Origin of the sequence: Acinetobacter sp. SFD (assembly GCF_001647575.1) — a bacterium.
Classification (GTDB): domain Bacteria; phylum Pseudomonadota; class Gammaproteobacteria; order Pseudomonadales; family Moraxellaceae; genus Acinetobacter; species Acinetobacter pecorum.
This window is the reverse complement of sequence record NZ_LSZJ01000015.1, coordinates 94531-115749: the sequence shown is the minus strand read 5'-3', so window position 1 is coordinate 115749 and position 21219 is coordinate 94531. Positions and strand designations below refer to the sequence as shown.

Below are 21219 nucleotides of genomic sequence, written 5' to 3'. Positions count from 1 at the left end.
ATCCTCCCTTATGCGCTAAATACAGACTGGAAAGGACTGAGTTCGACCTGAACTGACTTGGTCTGGGTATATTGCTGTAGCGTGACAATACCGTTTTCGCGACCGACACCCGAATGTTTATAACCACCAACTGGCATTTCTGCAGGAGATTCGCCCCAGGTATTAATCCAGCAAATACCGGCTTCAATTTGATGAATAATACGGTGCGCACGTGCCAGATTTGGTGTCACGACACCAGCTGCCAAACCATACTCGGTGTCATTGGCTCGACGAATCGCCTCTTCTTCTGAGTCATAACTCAGAATACTCATGACTGGACCAAAAATTTCTTCACGGACAATCGTCATGTCGTCACGGCAATCGGTAAATACCGTTGGTAGCACATAAGCGCCTTGGGCAAATTGCTCATCTTCGGCACGGCCACCACCACAAAGTAAACGAGCGCCTTCTTTTTTGCCCTGTTCAATATAATCCAGCACTTTTTCCATATGAGAGAAGCTGGACACTGGACCAAAATTGGTCTCAGGATCAAGTGGATCCCCCATACGAATATAAGGAATACGCTGCAGAATCTTTTCTTCAAATTCTGCTTTCAAGGCTAAAGGTACAAATACCCGTGTACCATTGGTACAGACCTGACCGGAACTGTAGAAGTTGGCCATCATGGCAATATCTGCCGCCAGATTCAGATCGGCATCTTCACAGATAATCAGCGGAGATTTTCCGCCCAGCTCCATAGTGACTTCTTTCAGACTGGAATTCGCAGCTTGGGCCATGACTTTTTTGCCGGTCGCGACACCACCGGTAAATGAAACTTTGGCTATGTCCGGATGTGAAGTCAGATAGCCACCAATGTCACCACTGCCGGTCACCACATTGAATACGCCATGCGGTACACCTGCTTCAGTATAAATTTCTGCCAGTTTTAATGCAGTTAAAGGCGTTACTTCACTGGCTTTAAAGATCATGGCATTGCCTGCTGCCAGTGCAGGTGCAGATTTCCATAAGGCGATTTGAATCGGGTAATTCCATGCACCAATCCCGGCAACTACACCCAAAGGTTCACGGCGGGTATAAACAAACGAACTGCTTCTGAGCGGGATTTGCTGGCCTTCTAATGCTGGCAAAATACCTGCATAGTATTCGAGTACATCTGCACCTGTCGCAATGTCGACGGTGGATGTTTCACTGAAAGCTTTACCACTGTCGAGACTTTCTAAACGAGCCAGCTCGTCATTACGTTCGCGAAGAATAGCAACAGCCTTGTTCAAAATACGGGAACGTTGAATCGCCGTCATTTCTGCCCAGACTTTTTGCCCTTGCTGTGCCGATTCAACAGCGCGATCGATATCATCTTGTGTACATACCTGCACATCTGCCAGAATTTCGCCAGTTGCAGGATTAATTGTTTGAAACGTGCTATTGGATGTTGCATCGACATATTGTCCATGGATATAAGGACGTTGCAGTTTGAATGTTGTCAATGGAATTTCCTCGCAGATGGGTTATTTGAGTTGTTGCCGGATATATTCACTACACAGTTCAATCGGCAGTTCTGGATCAATTTCGCCACTTACCAAAGCACCTCTTAGCCAGAATCCGTCAATCAATGCTGCCAGACCTTGAGCGGATTTCTCTGCCTGGTCTTTACTCAACTTTTTCATGAATTCATATTTGAGATTGGAATGTAAACGGTAATGATTGATTTGCTGTAAACGGTGTAATTCAGGTTGGTGCAAACTGCTAGCCCAGAACGCCAACCAGACTTTCATGGCTGCTTTGTCCGTTTGTGGAGCAGCAAAATTACCGCGTACGATCGCCAGCAAGCGCTGCTCCGGTAAGTCATCAACCTGTATCTTTATCTGTGCAACAGATTTACCCAATTGCTGCAATAAGTAACGCATTGTGGCTTCAATCAAGCCATTTTTACCTTGAAAATAATGACTTATGATGCCGGTTGAGACACCTGCCCTCTGAGCAATCTGACTAATTGAAGCTTCTGCAAAACCTAGCTCATTCACTGCAGCTAAGGTGGCATCGATCAGTTGCTGACGACGGATCGGTTGCATACCAACTTTGGGCATAGGACTAACCTGAATAACGGATGTAGCAATAAAAAATCACTCTGCTAAAAAATTAGCGGAATGATGTAACAATTAATAAACGCTTTTTTAATTGAACGTTCAATTAATAAAAATTATAGTGCCAGCTCACCCTTGATGTACAGCGCAGTTTGTTTTGGATTTGCAAAAGTTTGTAATTCACGAAAACAGGGAAGCTTATGGCATGTTTTTACTTTTAAATCACACTGCACTGTAGATCATCCGGCAACAAAACGATGGTCATGGATTTATGCAAAAGAAAAATGAAGAGATGCAAGATGGTCTGAATAAAGTAGTTTTTTATTTTTCGGCGACACTTATTCTGCTGTTTTCTATCATTACCATTTTATTTAATGAACAAGCCAATCAAGTCATTATCAATATTTTAAACTGGGTTAGTCGTACCTTTAGCTGGTATTACCTGCTGGCGGCAACGCTGTATCTGGTTTTTATCATTTTTATTGCCTGTTCCCGTTATGGCGAGATTAAATTAGGTCCCAAACATTCCAAGCCAGAATTTAGCCTGCTGAGTTGGTCGGCGATGCTATTTTCTGCCGGGATCGGGATTGACCTGATGTTTTTCTCTGTGGCGGAACCACTTTCTCATTATATGAATCCCCCTGTAGGCGAAGGCGAAACCTTTGAAGCTGCGCGCCAGTCCATGGTGTGGACCCTATTTCACTACGGCTTAACCGGCTGGAGTATGTATGCGCTGATTGGGGTCGCCCTGGGTTATTTCAGCTATCGCTATAATTTACCGCTCACCATCCGATCAGCACTCTATCCTATTTTTGGAAAAAGAATTAATGGCCCGATCGGCCATACTGTGGATACGGCTGCGGTACTCGGCACGATTTTCGGGATTGCCACCACCTGCGGGATTGGCGTTGTGCAATTAAATTACGGCCTGCATGTGCTGTTTGGTTTACCGGAAAATATCTGGATTCAAACTGCACTCATCGCCGTTGCTGTGATTATTACTATTATTTCAGTGACTGCCGGTGTCAATAAAGGTATCCGGATCCTGTCTGAAATTAATATCTATGTGTCAATTGGGCTGCTGCTATTCATTCTGTTTGTAGGCAATACCGAATTTTTATTAGCCGCCTTGATTCAGAACTTTGGCGACTATATCAGTCAGTTCCCGAAGCTTTCTTTAACCAGTTTTCCTTTTGAACAACCGAAAGAATGGATGAATAGCTGGACCCTGTTCTTCTGGGCATGGTGGATCGCCTGGTCACCTTTTGTTGGTCTGTTCCTGGCCCGTATTTCCCGTGGTCGTACCATTCGTGAATTTGTCACCGGGACTTTGGTTATTCCTCTGTTATTTACCCTGACCTGGTTGTCTATTTTCGGTAACAGTGCTTTATACAGCGTGATTTTTGATGGTAATACTCAACTTGCTACGACAGTTTTAGAAAATCCGGCACATGGTTTTTATGATCTGCTGGCGCAGTATCCAGGCTTTATGTTTACAGCAGGTGTCGCCACCATTACCGGCTTGCTGTTCTATGTGACCTCAGCGGATTCAGGGGCATTGGTATTGGGAAATTTCACGACTAAATTCACTAATATTGAGCATGATTCACCGCGTTGGCTCAGTGTGTTCTGGGCCATTGCTATCGGTTTGCTGACTTTGGCAATGCTCATGGCGAATGGCGTGACAGCATTACAGAACACTACGATTATTATGGGTCTGCCTTTTAGTTTCGTCATTTTCTTTGTGATGGCGGGACTCTATAAGTCCTTGCGTCTGGAGGATTTTCGTCAGGCCAGTACCAGCCTGAATGCGGCACCTGTGGTCGGTAATGTGGATATCTTGAACTGGAAGAAGCGTCTGAGCCGGGTCATGCTGCATCCAAGCCTGTCCCAGACCCGGACCATGCTGGACAATGTCTGCAAGCCGGCCATTGAGGCCGTTGCAACCGAGTTAATTAACAAAGGCATTCAAGTCAATATTCAGGAAAAATCACTTGAGGAAGAACCTGAACTGTATCACCTGGATCTGACCATTCAGCTCGATGAAGAAGAAAACTTTGTCTACGAAATATGGCCGGTGCGCTATGACACGCCAAATTTCAGTTCACGTGGTAAACGAACCAAACGTTATTACTATCGTCTGGAAAGTTATCTGTTTGAAGGCTCTCAGGGCAACGATCTGGTCGGTTATAGCAAGGAACAGGTGATCAATGACATCCTGGATAAATATGAACGCCATATGATGTATCTGCACATTAACCGAATCAGCCCAGGTAAACGTCCGCTGTTCCCGGATCGTGAAATCTAGGATTACTCAACTACGGAAGGACGCAAAGATGTCAGAAAGTTTGAATGCATTTGCCCTGTTTTTCTCTCTGCTCAATCCTTTTCTGATGAGTATTTACATGCTCGGAATTATCCGTAATTCCGATGCAAAAGTCTTCAATATGGCATTGATTCAGGGCAGTCTGATCAGCTTTATTGTGTTCATCATTTTTGCAAAAACCGGTGAAGCCTTCTTTAATGAAGTCTTGCATGTACGGTTTGAGTCCTTCCAGATTTTTGGCGGTATTATCTTTCTGGTGATTGGCTATCGTTATGTCTTTGAAGGTGCTGATACGATTGGCGTGATGCGTGGGGCACCTAGTCATCTGGCGGGCACCATCGCCATGCCGTTTATGATCGGTCCGGGCACCATTTCGGCTTCTGTGATTACCGGGATTCAGCTCAGTTTAATGCAAACCATTCTGGTGATTTTTTCTACGCTGTTTCTGACTTGTAGCCTGCTGATCCTGATGAAATACCTGCATGATCATTTACAGCACAAGTATTCAAACTATATTGACCTGTATGTCGATATCGTCGGTCGTGTTGCAGCGCTTTTAATCGGTACTATTGCCATCGATATGATCGTGACAGGTATTACAGGAATATTAGAAACCTGATAAATCCGTTCTATCAAAAATTAAAATTTAAATGACACACCGGCATAAGTAGAAAAACCTTCACCCGGTGAAGATCGGGCAAGATCTGCACCCCGATCGTCATAACCTGGAATCACGACTGCTGCATATTTTTTATCGGTAATATTTTTAAAGTTAATCCAGGTTTTCCAGAACTGATGTTCTGGTGCATAACCCAAGTCAACACCCCAGATCTGATAGTCATCACTGAATCGGCTATTGGCATAATCATGTGCCATTTTGGACGCATATTCTGTATTCAGGCCAATATACAGGCCGTTGTATAATGTATAACTGAGCTGTGCCTGATATAGATGTTTGGGTATCCCCGGCAACTGGTTTTTACCAAATAATGGATCATTTTTATAATGAAAATCGCTAAGGGTATAAGCCTGTTGCAGACGCAGCTCGCCAAATCGGGATTCATGTAATGGCGTATCCAGACTTAGCTCCACCCCTTGATGAATGGTCGGCGTGGCATTGGATTCAACAGCAATTGGCTCTGAAGGTCGTTCTGCTCCATCTTCATAGGTTTTGATCAGTTCTGAAGTTAGCAGTTCATTTTTCACTTTGGAATAGTAATAGCTCAGTGCCCAATCGCCAAAGACTGATTGTCCTCGGCCACCCAGTTCCAAGCTATTGGCGGTTTGTGTATCCAAGTAAATGGGAGCACGCACCCGGCCAGAAGCGATACCACTGTCAAAATAATAAGGCGAAGACCATACCATAGACCAAGGGTGCGTCGGTTCAATGCTGCGGCTTAAATTGGCAAACCATTGTACATCGTCATTCGCTTGATAAGTCAATCCAAGTCGTGGTGCAAAATTCCATTCATAACGGCTGACTTCCGGGCTGGCTACCGGATAAGTCACTTCACTTTCCCGATGGGTATAGGCTGCTGCGAATCCCATATCCAGTTTGAATTGATCATTTAATGCAGTTTCCTGATCAAATTGCAGCACGTTGTCTGAACCCCGATAGGTATAACGGCGAGTCACCGTATCTGCCGGATATAATGTTCCATCAATGGACATATCACGTCGGATGGTTTCCGTTACCCCACTGTTCGGACGATGAGTCGTGCTGCGCAAGGCAATACGCCCCTGATGCTCCAGACCTAGAAACTGGTAAGGCTTTTCATACTGGAAACGTGTACTAATGTCTTCATAATCGACATTCGTGCGATAACTACTTTCACGCAAATCCAGAGGATAATGGTGATAGGCCAGACTACCGGTCAGTTTGGCATCATCCTGTAAATCCCAGGTCGTAGTATTGGCCAACCAGGTACTGCCCGGCTGAATCCGTATGGCATCCACTGCCAAATTAAAACTATTCGCTGCTTCAGGATTATGCTTAAGCTGTTCCTGAGTAATCCGTCCCGGAGTTAAATGCTTGCTCTCACGGTAACGGGCATAAAAACGAGTTTCGATATCCGAACTAACTTGATAGCCCAGATTAAAAGCCAGACCTTTGCCATCGCCTTTGGCATGATCCTGAATTCCGTCAAACTGGTTAGCTATTACCGCCAGATAATAATCTGATTTATCCAGTTTTCGGCTGGTACTGAACTGATATTTCTGATAACCATGGCTACCCATTTCATATTTGAGTTCAGAGCCATTCTGCTCTACCCCGGTTTTACTTTTATAGTTAATTGTTCCGCCTAAAGATAATCCACCCTGTTTTAAACCGTTGGCACCACGATACACCCCGACATGATCAATCCACCATGGCTCGAGCAGCTCATAAGCTGTACCGCCCGGTCCTGTAAACGGAATATCATCAATCATGATATAGGTACCAGAGGCATGCGCGCCTGAAGTGCGGTTAATTCCTGAGCCACGGATTGAGACTTTTACTCCTTCATTTCCCGCAGACTGGGCATAAATTCCTGACTGCAAACGGAACACATCGGCCGTCGTTGCAAGTCGCTGCTGTCCTAGCTGCTGCTCACCAATGAAATTTGTTCCTCCTGAAACCTGAACCAGTTCTTTCTGATATTGCTGTTGCGGAGTGGCATTTTTTTCAGCACTGATCACGATAGTATTCAACTGTTGAACGCTACCCGGTTCTCTAACCGTTTCAGCATAAACATAACCCGATAAAATCGGCAGGATCATGAGGCTAAGTGGGCTTTTTCTAAGAGGTATTTTTGTCATATGCATGGCGAGTTTATACAGTCCTGTATAAGTGGTCCTGATCTGCTTGAGATGTGGATTAAAAATCTTGCTGTAGCATAGATCAACCTTGGTAATTTCAGGAGTTATTTTGTGCCAAAAAATTGACTGATCAGCGTATGTTTTTAAATTTTATTTAATCTTTTTATTAAAAATGAATTTGCAAGATCAGAACTATATCCCTACAAGTTCCTGGAATTTAAATTTTAAGTAATTGATATTTAATAATATGATATTTAATTCTGCACAGATACATTCCCACTTGGCAAAATGTAATACTTGTCAGAAATTATGATCGACTAAACCAGTTCATTAAATACGAAAGCTGGATTAAACAGCTGTATCAGCTTATAGATCAATCAAAATGATGCAGACCAGGAAAGTTAAAAAAAAATCCTGACTAACAGGATTTTTTAGCAGTAATAAGTCTAAAGATATTCAATTTTTCATTGATTAGTTGTAATAAGCCTGCCTTTTTTTGGAAAAACGGTCCAGCTGTTTCAAGAAGCCTTCAAAATAATCTTTCTGCTTTTCTTCTGTACGATAGCCAGCGTATAAAGTACGGCGCAATCCTTCAGGCGCCACACAGTCTAAACGGCGTGAAGTCACCCAGCCCTTTTGTTCATATTCATTTACCACCCAGTCTGGCAATGCACCAATCCCGCGCCCACTGGCTACCAGCTGGATCAGCATTTGGGTTAAATCAGTGGTACGAATAGCTTTAGGTAATACATTAGCGGGGATAAACAGACGCGACATGATATCCAAACGGTGTTTATCCACCGGATAGGTCACCAGCGTTTCTTCAGCCAGCTCCTCAACAGTAATATGTTTCGCTCTTACCAAGGGATGAGTATTGGATAAAACCAGGCGTGATTCGTATTCAAAAATCGGAAAATATTCAATACCTTTGAGTGCAATTGGATCAGCAGTGATCAGCAGATCAAACTCTCCAGTTTGCAGTAATTCATGGGGATTCGATTCAAAACCTGAGGCAAAGTCCAAGTCTACATCCGGATATTGCATCCGGTACTGGTTAAGCAATGGCATTAGCCAGTCAAAACAGCTATGACATTCGGAAGAGAAGACAATTCTCCCGGTCTGACCATGCACAATACGGCTGATATCACCCTGTGCACTTTGAACTTGCGGTAATATTTCATCTGCCAGTTTTAATAACCGTAACCCCACATTTGAAAAACTTACAGGACGATTACGCCGGTTTACCACTTCAACGCCAAACCACTGATCAAGCTCACGTAGCTGATGTGACAAGGCCGATGGTGTTAAACATAAATCACTTGCGGCTGCAACCAGGGAGCCATGCTCCCGCAGAGCAGTCAGGGTTCTTAAATGGCGGAGTTCTATCATGGGAAATACCAAAAATTCAAAAAGTAATCACATTTGTTCTGTCTTTAGCATACCCCAATCGCTCACAATTATTTATTAATTTTCATTTAAATTGAAAATTAATGAGTATGACTCATCTAGGATTGTCATAAGTTAAAATTATAATTTTTATACAGTTAATTATTTTAATTAAATTCCCCCCATAAAATATTGCTTAAACTTACAGCTGCAACACGTTAGAAAAATAACTCAGGCATAAAACTCACAGACTAATTTTGCTGTATTCATACAATAAAAACAGACAGTATTTTAGAGGATGAAAGACCATGCAGAATCCAATCGATCGAAATGATGAAGAACTCACTGAAGAACAACTTGATCCGCAAGAAAAACAGGATCGGGAAATCCAGCGCGGTCAATTAGGCATCCAGGATCCACAGCGTCAGCGGGATCAATTACGTCAGGAAAAACAGGATGAGGAACAAATTCAGTAATTTTCCCTGAGATGCAAAATAAAAAACTCCCCATGGTTTAAAATATGCGGGGAGTTTTTTATTTACGAGCATTGCAAAAATTTCGGTCTATCTATTCCAAACCCTACATTTTATCTATCAGATCTAGGAAGAACGGTAAGTCTTTTTATATGGCTGCTGTTTTACTGTTTCGGCTCTGTACTGGCTTTTGCTTGTAGGGGCTGAGCTTGTGTTTTTGCTACTTTTTTCTTGGCCTGTATTTGTGCCACTTTTTCCTGATTCTTTTCAGCAAAACGTAAGCCCCCATCTCCCGCGAAACTGGTTTGGCTCATCACAATGAAGCTACTCGCGATTAATATCAGCCTAAAAAATTGAAGTTTCATGTCTTATTTACCTTTTTATTCTAGTGGTATTAAAAATAAGCAATTATTATTCCAATATTTTTATGCTTATCTGTGATCTATCTGCACTTTTTATTTTATAGAGCTTCTTTTCATAAGCCCATAGCCAATCATCTAAAATAAAAAAATAAACAGATATTTTGACTGTTATATTGCTACATAATCTACGTCACCCTTGTACCTCAAAACAAAAACTGTTCACTAGCATATCTTAATTATTTTTATTGGCTAAAGTGCAATGCAACCACCCAGAGCAATAACAACAGCAGAACTGCTGTGCAGGATTTCCAGAAAGTGACTGGATACTTTTCAATGAAGGGAAGTGAAATAGATTTTTTTAATATGATATCTGGGTGCTTCAGCTCATATATAAATGCTGAAAGAGCCTCATATCGTTGTTCCGGATGAAGAGAAAGCGCTTTTTTGAAAATACTGTCCAGCCCATATGGCAGATCCGGTCGATACTCATAAAGTGGATGATATCGAACCTGCTTTAAGGCCTTTTCACTCTTGCAGCGCGCCAGGTCTGTCCCATAAGGCAATTGTCTGGTCAATAAATAATAACTCATCACCGCCAGCGAGAACTGATCTGATTTTACTGAGGGCGAACGTCTAATAAAATACTCAGGTGCCATAAAGGCCAAAGTTCCTAAAGGACCGTCTGCATGTTTGGGATTCAGTTCAACCAGACCTCTGACCGCGGTCGATCCATAATCAATCAGTTTCACTTTCAAGGTATCAACTGGTTCGAGCAGCATGATATTTTCTGGTCGTACATCTTGGTGCAGCATTTCAAGACGGTGCATGGCATTCAATGCTTTGGCCACCTGTTCAATGATAGGAAGCAACTGCTGTAAAGTTAAAGCTGTTTTTTGACGATGCAGCCAGCGACTTAGGCTTTCCCCTTGCAAGTATTCATAACTTTGAAATAAAAACTGCTTGCTGCCCTTATGCGGATAACATTGCAGCAGATTTTCATGTTTTAAGCGTTTCGATACCCAGTCTTCTAGCTGGAATTGTTCTACGGCTTTCAGGTCATCCTGCACATCAACAGACAAGGTTTTAATGACCAGCTGATTTTGTGTCGCTTCATCACGCGCCAAATAGAGGCTGCTGCGATGATTTTGGTGCAGGATTTTATCAATTCGATAACCTTCAAACAGGTCGCCATGACTCAGCTGTTGCGGAAATAAAACATGGCTCTTGATATGAAAGGATTCCTCCTCAGGCAACTGTTCCACTTTAATGATTTGAATGGTGAGATTGTCATCACTACCCCGCTTTAAGGCCAGTTCGATTATCGACCTGGCAATGATATCCAGATGTTGTTTCTGTTGCAGCATCTCCGAGATGAGCTGCATCTCCATAAATTCATAGACACCATCTGTCATCAAGATAAATAAATCATCTTCACATAATTCAAGCTGCTGATAATCGACATCGATACGATGGTCGGCACCCAGTGCACGACTTAAATAATGTTCTGTTGATGACAGGAAAACCCGGTGATCAGCCGTCAACTGTTCAATGGCTTGTGCCTGAATGCGATAAATCCGGCTATCGCCTGTATGAAAAATATGCGCCCTGTTTTGTTTCAAAATCAGTGCACTAAAGGTGCAAACATAACCCTGATCCTTATCAAAACGCCCGCGACTCTGCTGGGTTTGTGCATAGAGCCAGGAATTGGTCGCACGAATGACCCGTGCCGCTGAAGTTTGGGTACTCCATGCATCTGAAGTCGAATAATAATCCGATAGAAAACTGCTGACCGCAGTTTCTGCTGCAATATGACTGACATTGCTGCTGCTGATCCCGTCTGCAATTGCACAGGCAATTCCCTTACTGCTAAGCGCGTGGCCTTCAGGAATATAGACCCCGTGAAAATCCTGATTCTGTGCTTTGATTCCAGCAGAAGAATATTGCCCAATGCTGATCTTTAATTTTTTATTCATTTTAAATACTCAAAAAGGGATCGAATCGATCCCTTTAATCTCAAGACATAAATCATCATGCTTAGATTAGAATTCTTTTTTAGCGCCAGTACGTACATGCGTGGTATAGAGCGCCAGACCTGTCAGTGCCAGACCGCCCACCAGATTCCCCAGTGCAACCGGTAACTCATTCCACAAGAAATAGTCTGTAATCGAGAAATCACCGCCCATCATCATGGCAAATGGGAACAGGAACATATTCACGACTGAATGTTCAAAACCCATGGCAAAGAACAGCATGATCGGCATCCACATCGCGATGAATTTGCCGCTGACCGTGGTTGACATCATGGCACCAATTACACCGAGTGATACCATCCAGTTACACAGCATGCCGCGGATAAAAATCGTTATCCAGCCAGCAAGACCATATTCGGCATAGCCTAAAGTCCGGTCTTCACCTATATGGGCAATTTTCACCCCGACCGCATTCGGTTCAGCGGCGAAACCCATGGTATAGACAGCGGCCATTAACACTGCCACGGTTAAACATCCGGCAAAGTTACCTAAAAAAACCAGACCCCAGTTTTTTAAAATACGTGACCACGTCACCCCTGGTCGTTTGTCTAGCCAAGCCAAAGGGGTCAATACAAATACCCCAGTGAGCAGGTCATAGCCCAAGAGATACAACATGCAGAAGCCAACTGGAAATAACAATGCACCGATCAGCGGTACTCCTGTTTGTATACCCACAGTGACTGCAAATACTGCTGCCAGTGCCAGAATTGCACCTGCCATAAAAGCACGAATCAAAACATCACGCGTTGCCATATGAAGTTTTGCCTCACCGGCATCAACTACTTTTTTTGCAAACTCTGCAGGAGCAAGATAAGCCATATTTTTATCCCCTTTATATAAATAACTTGCCTGTTTGCAAATAAAAAACGCCTAAAGTCTATTTCAACCCTAGGCGTCTTTGCCTTGCATTATTCAAACAGATTAATCGTGTCATGGCGCCATTGCCATATTTAATATAGATAAAAGCAAATAGCGTGCCACTCATTTTAAATGACTAATAAAAATAATATAAATTATTTTAAAATTTAATCCTTATAATTATATTGGCACAATCTCTGCATTATCTATAGTGGTCATTTTTTAAATATAGCTATTGGAGAAGATTATGATTAGCCATCGTCAACAAGTGACAGACATGATTATTTCAGCGAAAGTTTTAAAGTCTATCAAATGGGCAGATGTCGCTGAAGCTATAGGCCTTTCTAAAGAATGGGTGACTGCTGCATGTTTAGGTCAGATGGCTTTTAATAAAGAACAGGCAGAAAAAATTGGTGAAATATTTGGACTGACTGATGAAGCCATTGCCTGGCTGCAAATCGTACCTTATAAAGGTTCTCTGCCAACTAGTGTGCCGACAGATCCGCTGATTTATCGCTGGTATGAGGTTGTCAACGTTTATGGTATGACCATTAAAGAGCTGATCCATGAAGAATTCGGAGATGGTATTATGAGTGCAATTGATTTCAGTATGGATATTCAACGTGAGAATAATCCAAACGGAGATCGGGTGAATGTCGTATTATCCGGAAAGTTTTTACCTTATAAAACTTATTGATCTACTATTTTAAAAATAAAAGCCATTATTGAAATGGCTTTTATTTTATCTGCACTTATTAAATTTATTTAGAATGATTATTAAAAGATATATAATTTTTTCATCTCAAATTAAACATATAAACTATAAATGCTTTTATTATTTATCCAATTAATTCAATCATCCTGTCCTTTTTAAATAATACTTTCCCATCCTAAATATATAGTTCATTATTTTATTATTAAGTTAGCAAAAACAATAAAAAGGATATTGCTATCCTTTTTATCGATTCATTTTAAATCAAGGAGTACAGCATTATTGCTGTGCCTCCGCCAGATGACGCTCATTTACTGCCTGTTCATATAAACGCTGTTCTTTTTCTTTATGTTCGACAGAGAAGCGGATCATCAACACACAACTTGCAGCAATCACCACCAAGCCACCCAGTACCATCAAAGTGGTTTGAATATCCAGCATGCCTTTTAACAGGAAACCTGCAGCTACCGCGCCGACATTGCCACCTGCTCCAATAATACCGGCCACACCACCCAAGGCATCACGGTCGATAAAAGGCACCAGTGCATAGGTAGCGCCACATGCCATATGGGTAAACAAGGCAAAGATAGTCATCGCCATAATAGCCAAGGTCGCGCTGTTCATTTGCGAAAATAGAATAAGAAACAGACCTTCCAGCATGATCAAGGCAAACAGGACTTTGGTTCGACCATCCAGACCTTTTTGAATCGCAACTTTGTCTGAAACAATGCCACCCAAGGCGCGGGCAAACAACGCCAGTAAACCAAAAATTCCGGCAGCCATGCCTGCTTCTTTTAGGCCAAACTGGAAGTTGTCGACAAAGTACAAGGCAATAATGTTATGGATGAAAATTTCAATACCAAAACAGGCTGCATAAGCTCCAAACAGAATCCACACACGGTAGTTACGTGCGGCATGCATCAAGATTGCAAGGCCGCCTTTTTTATCGCTACCAACAGAAATACCTTGAGCACGGAGTTCTTTAAAATTGCCTTGTGGACAGTCCTGAGTGAACTTCCAGTACAATACACCGACAATGATCATCAGAATACCCGGAACCAGAAGTGCAATTCTCCATCCCATTGCCTGTTCTACACCGAACATCACCAAAGCAGCCAGCATTAAAGGCATCAGGGCTTGAGTCGCACCGCCACCGGCATTACCCCAACCGGCTGTAGTCGCATTTGCCGTTCCCACGACATTCGGTGCAAACATGATACTGGTATGATATTGGGTAATCACGAAGCTGGCACCGATGGCGCTAATCAATAAACGGAAAAACAAGAAAGATTCATAACTGTTGGCCGACGCCACACCAAACACTGGAATACTGCCAATAATCAGTAAAGCGGTATAGGTTTTACGCGGACCGTACTTGTCACATAACGGCCCTACGATCAGACGCACCAGAATGGTAATAGCGACTGCGGCAATATTGATATTGGCGATCTGCTCTTTGGTCAGGCTGAATTCACCGGCAATAACCGGCATTAACGGTGCACAGGCAAACCACGCAAAGAAACAGACAAAAAAAGCGAGCCAACTCATATGGAAGGCTCGCATCGCTGAAGTACTGAAGTTAAATAGACTTATTTTTGTTGCTTTATTGAGACTTGTATTTGAAGACATAGCCATTTCCTTACCAGAACTGAACTTATTTAAGTCACTGTGATGCCGAGGCATATCAGTAACGATCAGAACGGACGTCATTGGCCGTCATACAAATGTAGAGTCTTCTTTGACTTTAACCAGATATATGCACAGGTCATGCCAGATTGTTTTTAAAATAAAATAAGTTATTGTTTTGTATAGAATAATTTATATTCAGGCTTTTAACTTAGATGTTTCTTTCTTAAAAATAGTTATCTTCTGAGGCATTTTTTGCAAAACAGCGAGAGGATGACCTGCTCGGAATCATTGCTGGTTTAAATCGGTGCAGCATTGAATCAGACTATTTTTCCCTTTTCAAAATGCAGCACCTGCGCCTGTAAATACGCCACTTCATCTACATGATGAGTCACATAAATCATGGGTAAATCTGTTTGATTAATCACAATTTTCAGAAAGGGTAGAATCTGGTTTTTCAGCTTTTGATCCAGTCCATTTAAAGGTTCATCCAAAAGTAATAGATCGGGAGAAGATAAAAGTGCACGCCCAATAGAAACACGCTGTGCCTGTCCACCAGAAAGTTGATGCGCCCTATGCCGAAGCAGTGGCTTTAATTCGAGTAACTCCACAATGTCTTCAAACATAAATTTCTGCTGACCTTTATTTTTTATATTTAGCTGTTCTGCATATTTTAAATTCTGCATGACATTCAGATGCGGAAACAGCAAGGCTTGCTGAAAAATCAGAGCAATTTTTCTTTGATGAACAGGAATATTCAGTTTCTGCTGATGATCAAATAGTATTTTTTGCTGAAAATGAATAAAGCCTTGTGATGGTTTTAATAGTCCTGCAATATTTTTTAAAAAGGTGCTTTTCCCACTTCCTGATGCTCCGACAATACCAATCAACTGCATCTGCATATCCAGATTGGCCTGTAGCTGGAAATTTTCGTAATTAAACTGAAAATCACACTTCAACATCTTAAGCTTCCAATTTACGTTGATACTTCTGCATGATCCAGTAATTTGCAATCAAGGCAGAAAAAGCCAGAATCAGAGATAAAATGACCAGACGCATGGCCATGCTTTCTCCATCAGGTTGTTGCAACAGGCTATAAATGGCGATAGGAATCGTGCGGGTTTCCTCGGGAATATTGCCAACAAAGGTAATGGTGGCACCAAACTCTCCCAGACTGCGACTGAAACATAAAATGCTGCCGATTAAAATCCCCGGCAAAGCCAATGGCAGACTAATGCTATAGAATACCCGCCATGGTGCAGCGCCCAGAGATCCTGCCACCTGTTCTAACTGCCGGTTGATCATTTGAAAAGACAAGCGAATTGGTTGAACCATTAAGGGAAATGCCACAATAATTGCTGCCAGTACCGCACCTTTCCAGTTAAATATCAGCTGAATTCCCCATGCATGCAGATATTGCCCCAGTATCCCCTGATGGCCAAATAGCAGGAGCAGAAGATAGCCCAGTACTACCGGCGGTAGCACCATAGGCATCTGCAATATTGCCTCTACGAGAAATTTGGCCCTGAATTCATAACGTGCCAGCAGCCATGCTACGGCGATAGCAAATGGCAGGCACACCGCTGTGGCAAAGCCCGCCACTTTGGCTGAAAGCATCAAGGCATTCAATTCTTCTGGTGTAAGCATGAGCAGTTAGCTTACCTTAAGCTTAAAGCCATATTTCTGGAAAATCTGTCTGGCCTGTGCGCTCGTCTGGATAAATTCAGAAAATTGGACTGCAGCCTGATTTTTCTGGCCCTGCCGGGTTAAAGCAATCGGATACACAATCGGACGATGTGTACTGGCTGGAAATACTCCCGAAATTCTAACTTTTTTACTCATCAACGCATCAGTTCTATACACAATACCGACCTGACATTCGCCACGTTCTACAAATGCGAGAGTTGAACGGACGCTATCCGTCCCGACTATTCTGCCCCGAAGCGGCTTCAACCAGCCCAGCCGGGTTAAGCTTTGCTGGGCATATTTTCCGGCAGGCACCGATTCCATTTGTCCGGTACATAAATAACCTTGAAAGGCTTTAGCAAAATTAAAGTCGGCTGATATTCTAAAATGGTTTTTTTGCTGAATAGGACTAATCAATACAAGTTCATTCAAGAGCAAAGATCGAATCTGACCGATCGAAATTTTTTGTTTTTTAAGTAAATCATGCATCCATTCAATATCTGCAGAAATAAAGATATCACTCTCAGCTCCTGCTGCAATCTGTCTGGCCAGCACAGAAGATGCTCCAAAAACAGGAATAATTCGAATATTGCGATGTTGCTGCTGATATAGCTTGGAAATATCAGTGATTGCATTGGTCAGGCTGGCTGCAGCATATATTTTTACTGTCTCAGCATGTGTTAAGCCGGATATAAGCAGCATGCCGATGAATAAGATTCTGAAAAGTTGCATCTGTTTATTTCTACTTTGCATTCAGTTTAAATCCATAAACCCTGTACGACTTGCCCAGCCTGGATTTCTGTTCCTGCCGGAATACGAACCAGACAGTTGGCCTGTATCAGATTACTAAGCATATGCGACTGCTGCTTTGCCAGGCTCTTGAGTTGTAAGGTACCCTGATCAAATTCGGCAGCCATTCTTAAAAATCGCTCGCGTGCATCCGCTTTCAAATCATGCGTCATCACCGCATTGAGCCATGCAGGTGACTGCTTTTTCCCTTGTAAGGCATTCAGTAAAGTTGCCGTATAGATTTGCATCCCGACATACACGGCAGCCGGATTTCCCGGTAAACCCAAGAGATAACAGTAACCTTGATCATCTCGACGATACTTGGCAAATAACATCGGTTTTCCGGGCTTCTGCTTCACTTTCCAGAAAATCTGCTCAAAACCCTGCTTCAGGGCAACCGGGCGAATGAAATCATAATCACCTACCGAAACCCCGCCTGTGGTCAAGATGACATCGTATTGGTGTTTGAGTCGGTTCAGTAATAATTGCAGTTCGGACTCACAATCGGACACATGCAGAATATCTACGTTTTGTCCCTGTGACTGAAACCAGGCCTGAATTAGTGGAGCATTGGCGTCAAAGATTTTGCCGGAATTCAGGTCTTCAATGCTGGAAGCGACTTCATCTCCAGTAATCACAATAGCGATTTTAGGATAACGATAGACTAAAACCTGCTTCACACCTGCCATACTTAAAGCTGCAATTGCACCTACATGCAGTTTTTGTCCTACATCTGCCAGACGTTGTCCTTGTGCGATTTCCTCGCCTGCATCACGTATATCCGTATGAGGTTTTAGGTCTGTTGTGATAATGATTTGATTGGCATGGTATTCGACAATTTCCTGACGGGCGACCGTTGTAGTTCCTGCTGGAATCCTGGCACCGGTAAAAATCCGGACTGCCTGAGCTGGTCGTAGTTCAATTTCAGTGCTTTGCCCTGCCCGAATTTCTCCAATTAGTTCAAAAATGCTGTGAGTCCTAACATTTTCTGGACTGCAAAGCGCATAGCCATCTACAGCACTTTGTGAAAACAGCGGCAATGGAATGGCCGAATCAATCGCTTCTGCCAGATAGCGATTCAGAGCCTGAGCAAGCGGCAGGCTTTCAGTTACCAGGATATGCGTCTGCTCAAGTATCATCTGCAGTGCCTGATCAACAGAAATCAGTCCCGGTTCAGCACCGCAGGCTGAATGTGATATTGCCTGATTCATTGATAACCTCCCGCATGTGGAATGTTTTTTTGCACATCAAATAAGTGCACCAACGCTGGAAGCACCGCGATCAGGGATTCTTTCGCCCCCTGCCGACTTCCCGGCAAGGTCATCACCAGACTGTTCTCAATATAGCCCGCCACGCCACGACTTAATGCCGCATAAGGGGTACGTTTTTGCCCAAAACTACGTGAAGCTTCCATCAAGCCGGGAATTTCCCGTTGCAGCAAAGGTTGCAGGGTTTCAACCGTTAGGTCTTTAGGACCTAAACCAGTACCGCCCACAGTTAGAATCAGCGGATACTGATTTTTCTGCTGTTCAATCAGGGTCAAGAGCTGTTCTGGGCTATCGGGAATGACCTGATAACTAATAGAATCAAAATTGGCTTCTTTTAAAATTTCCAGTACGTTTTGCCCGGCAGTGTCCGGCTTTTTGCCTGCTGCAACCGTATCGGACAGTACAATAACTGAAGCGGACAGACTCTCTTTAAGTACGCGGGTAAAATGTGATTTTCCACCTTTTTTCTGCTGCAACCTGCATTGATCTAGCGACAAATCTTCCGGTTCACAATGCGGCTTCAGCATGTCATACAAGGTCAGACCCGCCAGACTCACCGCTGTCAAAGCTTCCATTTCTACACCGGTTGGTCCAATGGTTTCCACGGTAGCAATAATTTCGACATGCGCATCACACAGTTTATATTCCACATCGGCACGATAAATCGGCAATGGATGGCATAGTGGAATCAGCTCATCGGTCCGTTTGGCACCGAGAATGCCGGCAATGCGTGCTGTTTTCAGGGCATCACCTTTTTCAGTATTGCCATTACGCAGCAACTCAATGCAATGTGGCGGTGCATGCAGGATTCCAGTGGCAATTGCTGTACGATAACTTTCTGCTTTCATCCCTACATTTTTCATGATTCATCTCGGACTAATTTAAAAATCTGTTTAAAGTGATTTATGTTATGGGTTCTCATTGGACGCATTTAATTAGATGGTGATTGGCAAGCGTGTGGTGCTACATGGTGATGGTGACAATGCACATCTTCTGCAGGATGGGAATGATCCGTTTCAGGTCCATGATCTTTTCGGATACAACAGCCTTCGACATATTGACTGCTACCATCCATATAAAATTCTTCTTTCCAGACCGGAACTTCATGCTTTACCCGTTCCACAGCTTCCTCACAGGCAGCAAAGGCCTCTAGACGATGGGCCGCATAAGCCATAGCAATGATGGCTGTTTCTCCAATCCCCAACTCACCAATCCGATGCACCACCCGCACATAAGACACCTGGTATTTGGTCTGAATCTGCTGTTCAATTTCACGAATCATTTTTTCAGCCACAGGCGCATAGGCAGTATATTTCAGGGCACGCACAGCTTTTCCCTGATGATGGTTACGTACTGTGCCGACAAAGATGCCGATTCCACCACATTCCGGAAAGTGCTGAATACCATCAAAATCCTCCATCCTGAAAGCAGTCTGCTGGATTCGGGCAAATTGTTTTAATGGTTTGAGTTGCATCTCAGCCTCCTGCTACCGGTGATAACAGTACCAACGTACTGTCCTGATTTAAAACATTCTGTCTGGAAATAATGTCTTCACCGATTGCACAGGCGCAGCGTTCCAGCATGGGCTGTATATTGGGATAGATGAATAGCAACTGGTTCAGGACTTCAGTAACCTGAATTTCAGACTCGCATTGCAAATTTAAATCTGCTGGAAGTTGTCGTTCAATCGCACCGAAGGCTTCTATTTTGATATGAATTAATTTTTGCTGAGTGAGAGACATATTTATCCTCCAATGCTGTGCATGCTGATTTTTCGGATCGGCTTTTGTATTGGTGATTGCTGAATCGCATGAAAACCGGCCTCTTTACGCCAGATATAAGCGTGAAGCTTGTGCTGAAATGTCTGTGTGGCGAAATGATCCAGCGCCAGTTGTTCGATATCCGCCTTAAGGTTCAGGCCTTGTCTGGCAAATAAACAGTTATAAAATTCGCCTTGGGCATTAAGGCGTAGGCGATCACAATCACCGCAAAATGAATGGGTAATGGTAGAAATAATCCCCAAAGGCTGCCCATTGACCAGATAGCCACGGGCTGGATTAGCGCCTTGGCCTTGAGATATCTGGACATCAAATTCGGTTTTCAGTTGATCCAGGATATCTTGCTCACTGATGACATCAGACGGATTCCATTTCTGATCGCCATCGAGGGGCATAAACTCAATAAAACGCAGTTCTACAGCCTGATGCTGTGCCCACTTAACCAAAGGAATAATCTGATCGTCATTGATACCTTTGATCAGCACACTATTGATCTTGACGGTCAAACCTGCCTGCTGCACGGCAGAAATGCCATTCAGTACAGGCTGTAACTGTTTTTGGGTCAGTTGCTGAAACTGCTTTGGATCAAGACTGTCCAGACTGATATTTAGGTCGTCCAGTCCTGCCTGTTTAAGCGATTGAGCATAATCTGCTAAATAATGGCCATTACTGGTCATGGAAATACGTTTCAGGCCAAAGGCTTTCAGCGTCTGTAATCGGGCAATAAAATGAACAATACCTTGACGCATCAACGGTTCTCCCCCCGTCACCCGGATCTGCTCAATCCCGTGTCGCACCATAAACTTGCAAAAAGCATACAGGGCTTCAAAACTAAGCAAATCTTTTTTGTTCATCCATTCCGGATGTTCAGGCATGCAATAACTGCATTTGAAATTACAACGGTCAGTTACTGATATCCGCAACTTACGTTTCTGGCGTCCAAACTGATCCTGAAAGGTACTGCGAGATGCTAAAGCTGTCATACTGTTCATTGCTGCGGTCCATGATGAGATCTGCACGGTTATTTAACAGTCTTGATTTACTG

20 protein-coding genes are annotated in these 21219 nt (G+C 43.2%); 4 read left to right on the top strand and 16 right to left on the bottom strand.

All coding sequences use genetic code 11. The features are described 5' to 3' along the window. Nucleotides 1-8: 8 nt before the first annotated feature. Both betB and betI read right to left on the bottom strand, forming a co-directional pair. Nucleotides 9-1484, bottom strand: coding sequence for a betaine-aldehyde dehydrogenase (gene betB / locus AY605_RS12780; RefSeq protein ID WP_064096764.1), 1476 nt, complete (start codon nucleotides 1482-1484; stop codon nucleotides 9-11). A 21-nt stretch (nucleotides 1485-1505) separates the two neighbouring features. Continuing rightward, nucleotides 1506-2084: a transcriptional regulator BetI gene (betI, locus tag AY605_RS12775; RefSeq protein WP_004280326.1), complete on the bottom strand. Its 579-nt coding sequence runs from the start codon at nucleotides 2082-2084 to the stop codon at nucleotides 1506-1508. 268 nt (nucleotides 2085-2352) lie between these two features. Between betI and AY605_RS12770 the strand changes: the two genes are divergently transcribed. Together AY605_RS12770 and AY605_RS12765 are read left to right on the top strand one after the other, a co-directional pair. Beyond that, the gene (locus AY605_RS12770; protein ID WP_064096763.1) at nucleotides 2353-4389 is read left to right on the top strand and encodes a choline transporter; all 2037 of its coding nucleotides are present in this window, start codon (nucleotides 2353-2355) and stop codon (nucleotides 4387-4389) included. A 28-nt stretch (nucleotides 4390-4417) separates the two neighbouring features. Then, nucleotides 4418-5026 (top strand): MarC family protein, encoded by a 609-nt coding sequence (locus AY605_RS12765; protein ID WP_064096762.1) that lies wholly within the window; start codon nucleotides 4418-4420, stop codon nucleotides 5024-5026. Between the two features lie 20 nt (nucleotides 5027-5046). Here AY605_RS12765 and AY605_RS12760 read toward each other — a convergent pair whose 3' ends face one another. Both AY605_RS12760 and AY605_RS12755 read right to left on the bottom strand, forming a co-directional pair. Further along, a complete protein-coding gene (locus tag AY605_RS12760) occupies nucleotides 5047-7212 on the bottom strand; it encodes a TonB-dependent receptor family protein (RefSeq protein ID WP_064096761.1) in 2166 nt (721 codons plus the stop codon). A gap of 465 nt (nucleotides 7213-7677) precedes the next feature. Then, nucleotides 7678-8595 (bottom strand): LysR family transcriptional regulator, encoded by a 918-nt coding sequence (locus AY605_RS12755; protein ID WP_064096760.1) that lies wholly within the window; start codon nucleotides 8593-8595, stop codon nucleotides 7678-7680. A gap of 305 nt (nucleotides 8596-8900) precedes the next feature. On the opposite strand from AY605_RS12755, the gene AY605_RS15125 reads away from it, so the two are divergent. Next, nucleotides 8901-9068, top strand: a complete 168-nt coding sequence (locus tag AY605_RS15125; protein ID WP_171254973.1) for a hypothetical protein — start codon at nucleotides 8901-8903, stop codon at nucleotides 9066-9068. 161 nt (nucleotides 9069-9229) lie between these two features. Here the strand turns inward: AY605_RS15125 and AY605_RS12750 are convergent, their stop codons facing one another. From AY605_RS12750 to AY605_RS12740, 3 genes are all read right to left on the bottom strand, one after another. Beyond that, a complete protein-coding gene (locus AY605_RS12750; protein ID WP_064096759.1) occupies nucleotides 9230-9430 on the bottom strand; it encodes a hypothetical protein in 201 nt (66 codons plus the stop codon). Between the two features lie 239 nt (nucleotides 9431-9669). Further along, on the bottom strand, nucleotides 9670-11400 hold the full coding sequence (locus AY605_RS12745) for a bifunctional protein-serine/threonine kinase/phosphatase (RefSeq protein ID WP_064096758.1): 1731 nt from the start codon (nucleotides 11398-11400) through the stop codon (nucleotides 9670-9672). 66 nt (nucleotides 11401-11466) lie between these two features. Continuing rightward, nucleotides 11467-12276, bottom strand: a complete 810-nt coding sequence (locus AY605_RS12740; protein ID WP_064096757.1) for a formate/nitrite transporter family protein — start codon at nucleotides 12274-12276, stop codon at nucleotides 11467-11469. 286 nt (nucleotides 12277-12562) lie between these two features. Here AY605_RS12740 and cynS point away from each other — a divergent pair, with 286 nt between their 5' ends. Next, entirely contained in the window at nucleotides 12563-13012 is a 450-nt protein-coding gene (gene cynS, locus AY605_RS12735) for a cyanase (RefSeq protein ID WP_064096756.1), read from the top strand. A 294-nt stretch (nucleotides 13013-13306) separates the two neighbouring features. Here the strand turns inward: cynS and AY605_RS12730 are convergent, their stop codons facing one another. The 9 genes from AY605_RS12730 to moaA all read right to left on the bottom strand — a co-directional run bounded on the left by AY605_RS12730 (nucleotide 13307) and on the right by moaA (nucleotide 21166). After that, complete coding sequence (locus tag AY605_RS12730) at nucleotides 13307-14656, bottom strand: MFS transporter (protein ID WP_064096755.1); 1350 nt, start codon at nucleotides 14654-14656, stop codon at nucleotides 13307-13309. Nucleotides 14657-14973: 317 nt separating this feature from the next. After that, nucleotides 14974-15615: an ATP-binding cassette domain-containing protein gene (locus AY605_RS12725; RefSeq protein ID WP_064096754.1), complete on the bottom strand. Its 642-nt coding sequence runs from the start codon at nucleotides 15613-15615 to the stop codon at nucleotides 14974-14976. 1 nt (nucleotide 15616) lies between these two features. Continuing rightward, nucleotides 15617-16300, bottom strand: coding sequence for a molybdate ABC transporter permease subunit (gene modB, locus AY605_RS12720; RefSeq protein WP_064096753.1), 684 nt, complete (start codon nucleotides 16298-16300; stop codon nucleotides 15617-15619). A 6-nt stretch (nucleotides 16301-16306) separates the two neighbouring features. Further along, nucleotides 16307-17071 carry a molybdate ABC transporter substrate-binding protein gene (modA, locus tag AY605_RS12715; RefSeq protein WP_064096838.1) on the bottom strand — a complete coding sequence of 255 codons (765 nt, stop codon included), beginning with the start codon at nucleotides 17069-17071 and terminating at the stop codon, nucleotides 16307-16309. A 26-nt stretch (nucleotides 17072-17097) separates the two neighbouring features. Then, the gene (locus tag AY605_RS12710; RefSeq protein ID WP_064096752.1) at nucleotides 17098-18339 is read right to left on the bottom strand and encodes a molybdopterin molybdotransferase MoeA; all 1242 of its coding nucleotides are present in this window, start codon (nucleotides 18337-18339) and stop codon (nucleotides 17098-17100) included. Beyond that, a complete protein-coding gene (gene moaCB / locus AY605_RS12705; RefSeq protein ID WP_064096751.1) occupies nucleotides 18336-19259 on the bottom strand; it encodes a bifunctional molybdenum cofactor biosynthesis protein MoaC/MoaB in 924 nt (307 codons plus the stop codon). Before moaCB ends, AY605_RS12710 begins: the two co-directional genes overlap by 4 nt. 68 nt (nucleotides 19260-19327) lie before the next feature. Beyond that, entirely contained in the window at nucleotides 19328-19870 is a 543-nt protein-coding gene (locus AY605_RS12700) for a molybdenum cofactor biosynthesis protein MoaE (protein ID WP_064096750.1), read from the bottom strand. Between the two features lies 1 nt (nucleotide 19871). Further along, entirely contained in the window at nucleotides 19872-20138 is a 267-nt protein-coding gene (locus AY605_RS12695; RefSeq protein WP_064096749.1) for a MoaD/ThiS family protein, read from the bottom strand. A gap of 2 nt (nucleotides 20139-20140) precedes the next feature. Beyond that, nucleotides 20141-21166: a GTP 3',8-cyclase MoaA gene (gene moaA, locus AY605_RS12690; RefSeq protein WP_064096748.1), complete on the bottom strand. Its 1026-nt coding sequence runs from the start codon at nucleotides 21164-21166 to the stop codon at nucleotides 20141-20143. Nucleotides 21167-21219 lie beyond the last annotated feature (53 nt).

Coding starts and splice junctions, on each gene's coding strand:
- betI (WP_004280326.1), bottom strand. CDS start 2,084: ATGCCCAAAGTTGGTATGCAACCGATCCGTCGTCAGCAACTGATCGAT.
- AY605_RS12770 (WP_064096763.1), top strand. CDS start 2,353: ATGCAAAAGAAAAATGAAGAGATGCAAGATGGTCTGAATAAAGTAGTT.
- AY605_RS12765 (WP_064096762.1), top strand. CDS start 4,418: ATGTCAGAAAGTTTGAATGCATTTGCCCTGTTTTTCTCTCTGCTCAAT.
- AY605_RS12760 (WP_064096761.1), bottom strand. CDS start 7,212: ATGCATATGACAAAAATACCTCTTAGAAAAAGCCCACTTAGCCTCATG.
- AY605_RS12755 (WP_064096760.1), bottom strand. CDS start 8,595: ATGATAGAACTCCGCCATTTAAGAACCCTGACTGCTCTGCGGGAGCAT.
- AY605_RS15125 (WP_171254973.1), top strand. CDS start 8,901: ATGCAGAATCCAATCGATCGAAATGATGAAGAACTCACTGAAGAACAA.
- AY605_RS12750 (WP_064096759.1), bottom strand. CDS start 9,430: ATGAAACTTCAATTTTTTAGGCTGATATTAATCGCGAGTAGCTTCATT.
- AY605_RS12745 (WP_064096758.1), bottom strand. CDS start 11,400: ATGAATAAAAAATTAAAGATCAGCATTGGGCAATATTCTTCTGCTGGA.
- AY605_RS12740 (WP_064096757.1), bottom strand. CDS start 12,276: ATGGCTTATCTTGCTCCTGCAGAGTTTGCAAAAAAAGTAGTTGATGCC.
- cynS (WP_064096756.1), top strand. CDS start 12,563: ATGATTAGCCATCGTCAACAAGTGACAGACATGATTATTTCAGCGAAA.
- AY605_RS12730 (WP_064096755.1), bottom strand. CDS start 14,656: ATGTCTTCAAATACAAGTCTCAATAAAGCAACAAAAATAAGTCTATTT.
- AY605_RS12725 (WP_064096754.1), bottom strand. CDS start 15,615: ATGTTGAAGTGTGATTTTCAGTTTAATTACGAAAATTTCCAGCTACAG.
- modB (WP_064096753.1), bottom strand. CDS start 16,300: ATGCTTACACCAGAAGAATTGAATGCCTTGATGCTTTCAGCCAAAGTG.
- modA (WP_064096838.1), bottom strand. CDS start 17,071: ATGCAACTTTTCAGAATCTTATTCATCGGCATGCTGCTTATATCCGGC.
- AY605_RS12710 (WP_064096752.1), bottom strand. CDS start 18,339: ATGAATCAGGCAATATCACATTCAGCCTGCGGTGCTGAACCGGGACTG.
- moaCB (WP_064096751.1), bottom strand. CDS start 19,259: ATGAAAAATGTAGGGATGAAAGCAGAAAGTTATCGTACAGCAATTGCC.
- AY605_RS12700 (WP_064096750.1), bottom strand. CDS start 19,870: ATGCAACTCAAACCATTAAAACAATTTGCCCGAATCCAGCAGACTGCT.
- AY605_RS12695 (WP_064096749.1), bottom strand. CDS start 20,138: ATGTCTCTCACTCAGCAAAAATTAATTCATATCAAAATAGAAGCCTTC.
- moaA (WP_064096748.1), bottom strand. CDS start 21,166: ATGAACAGTATGACAGCTTTAGCATCTCGCAGTACCTTTCAGGATCAG.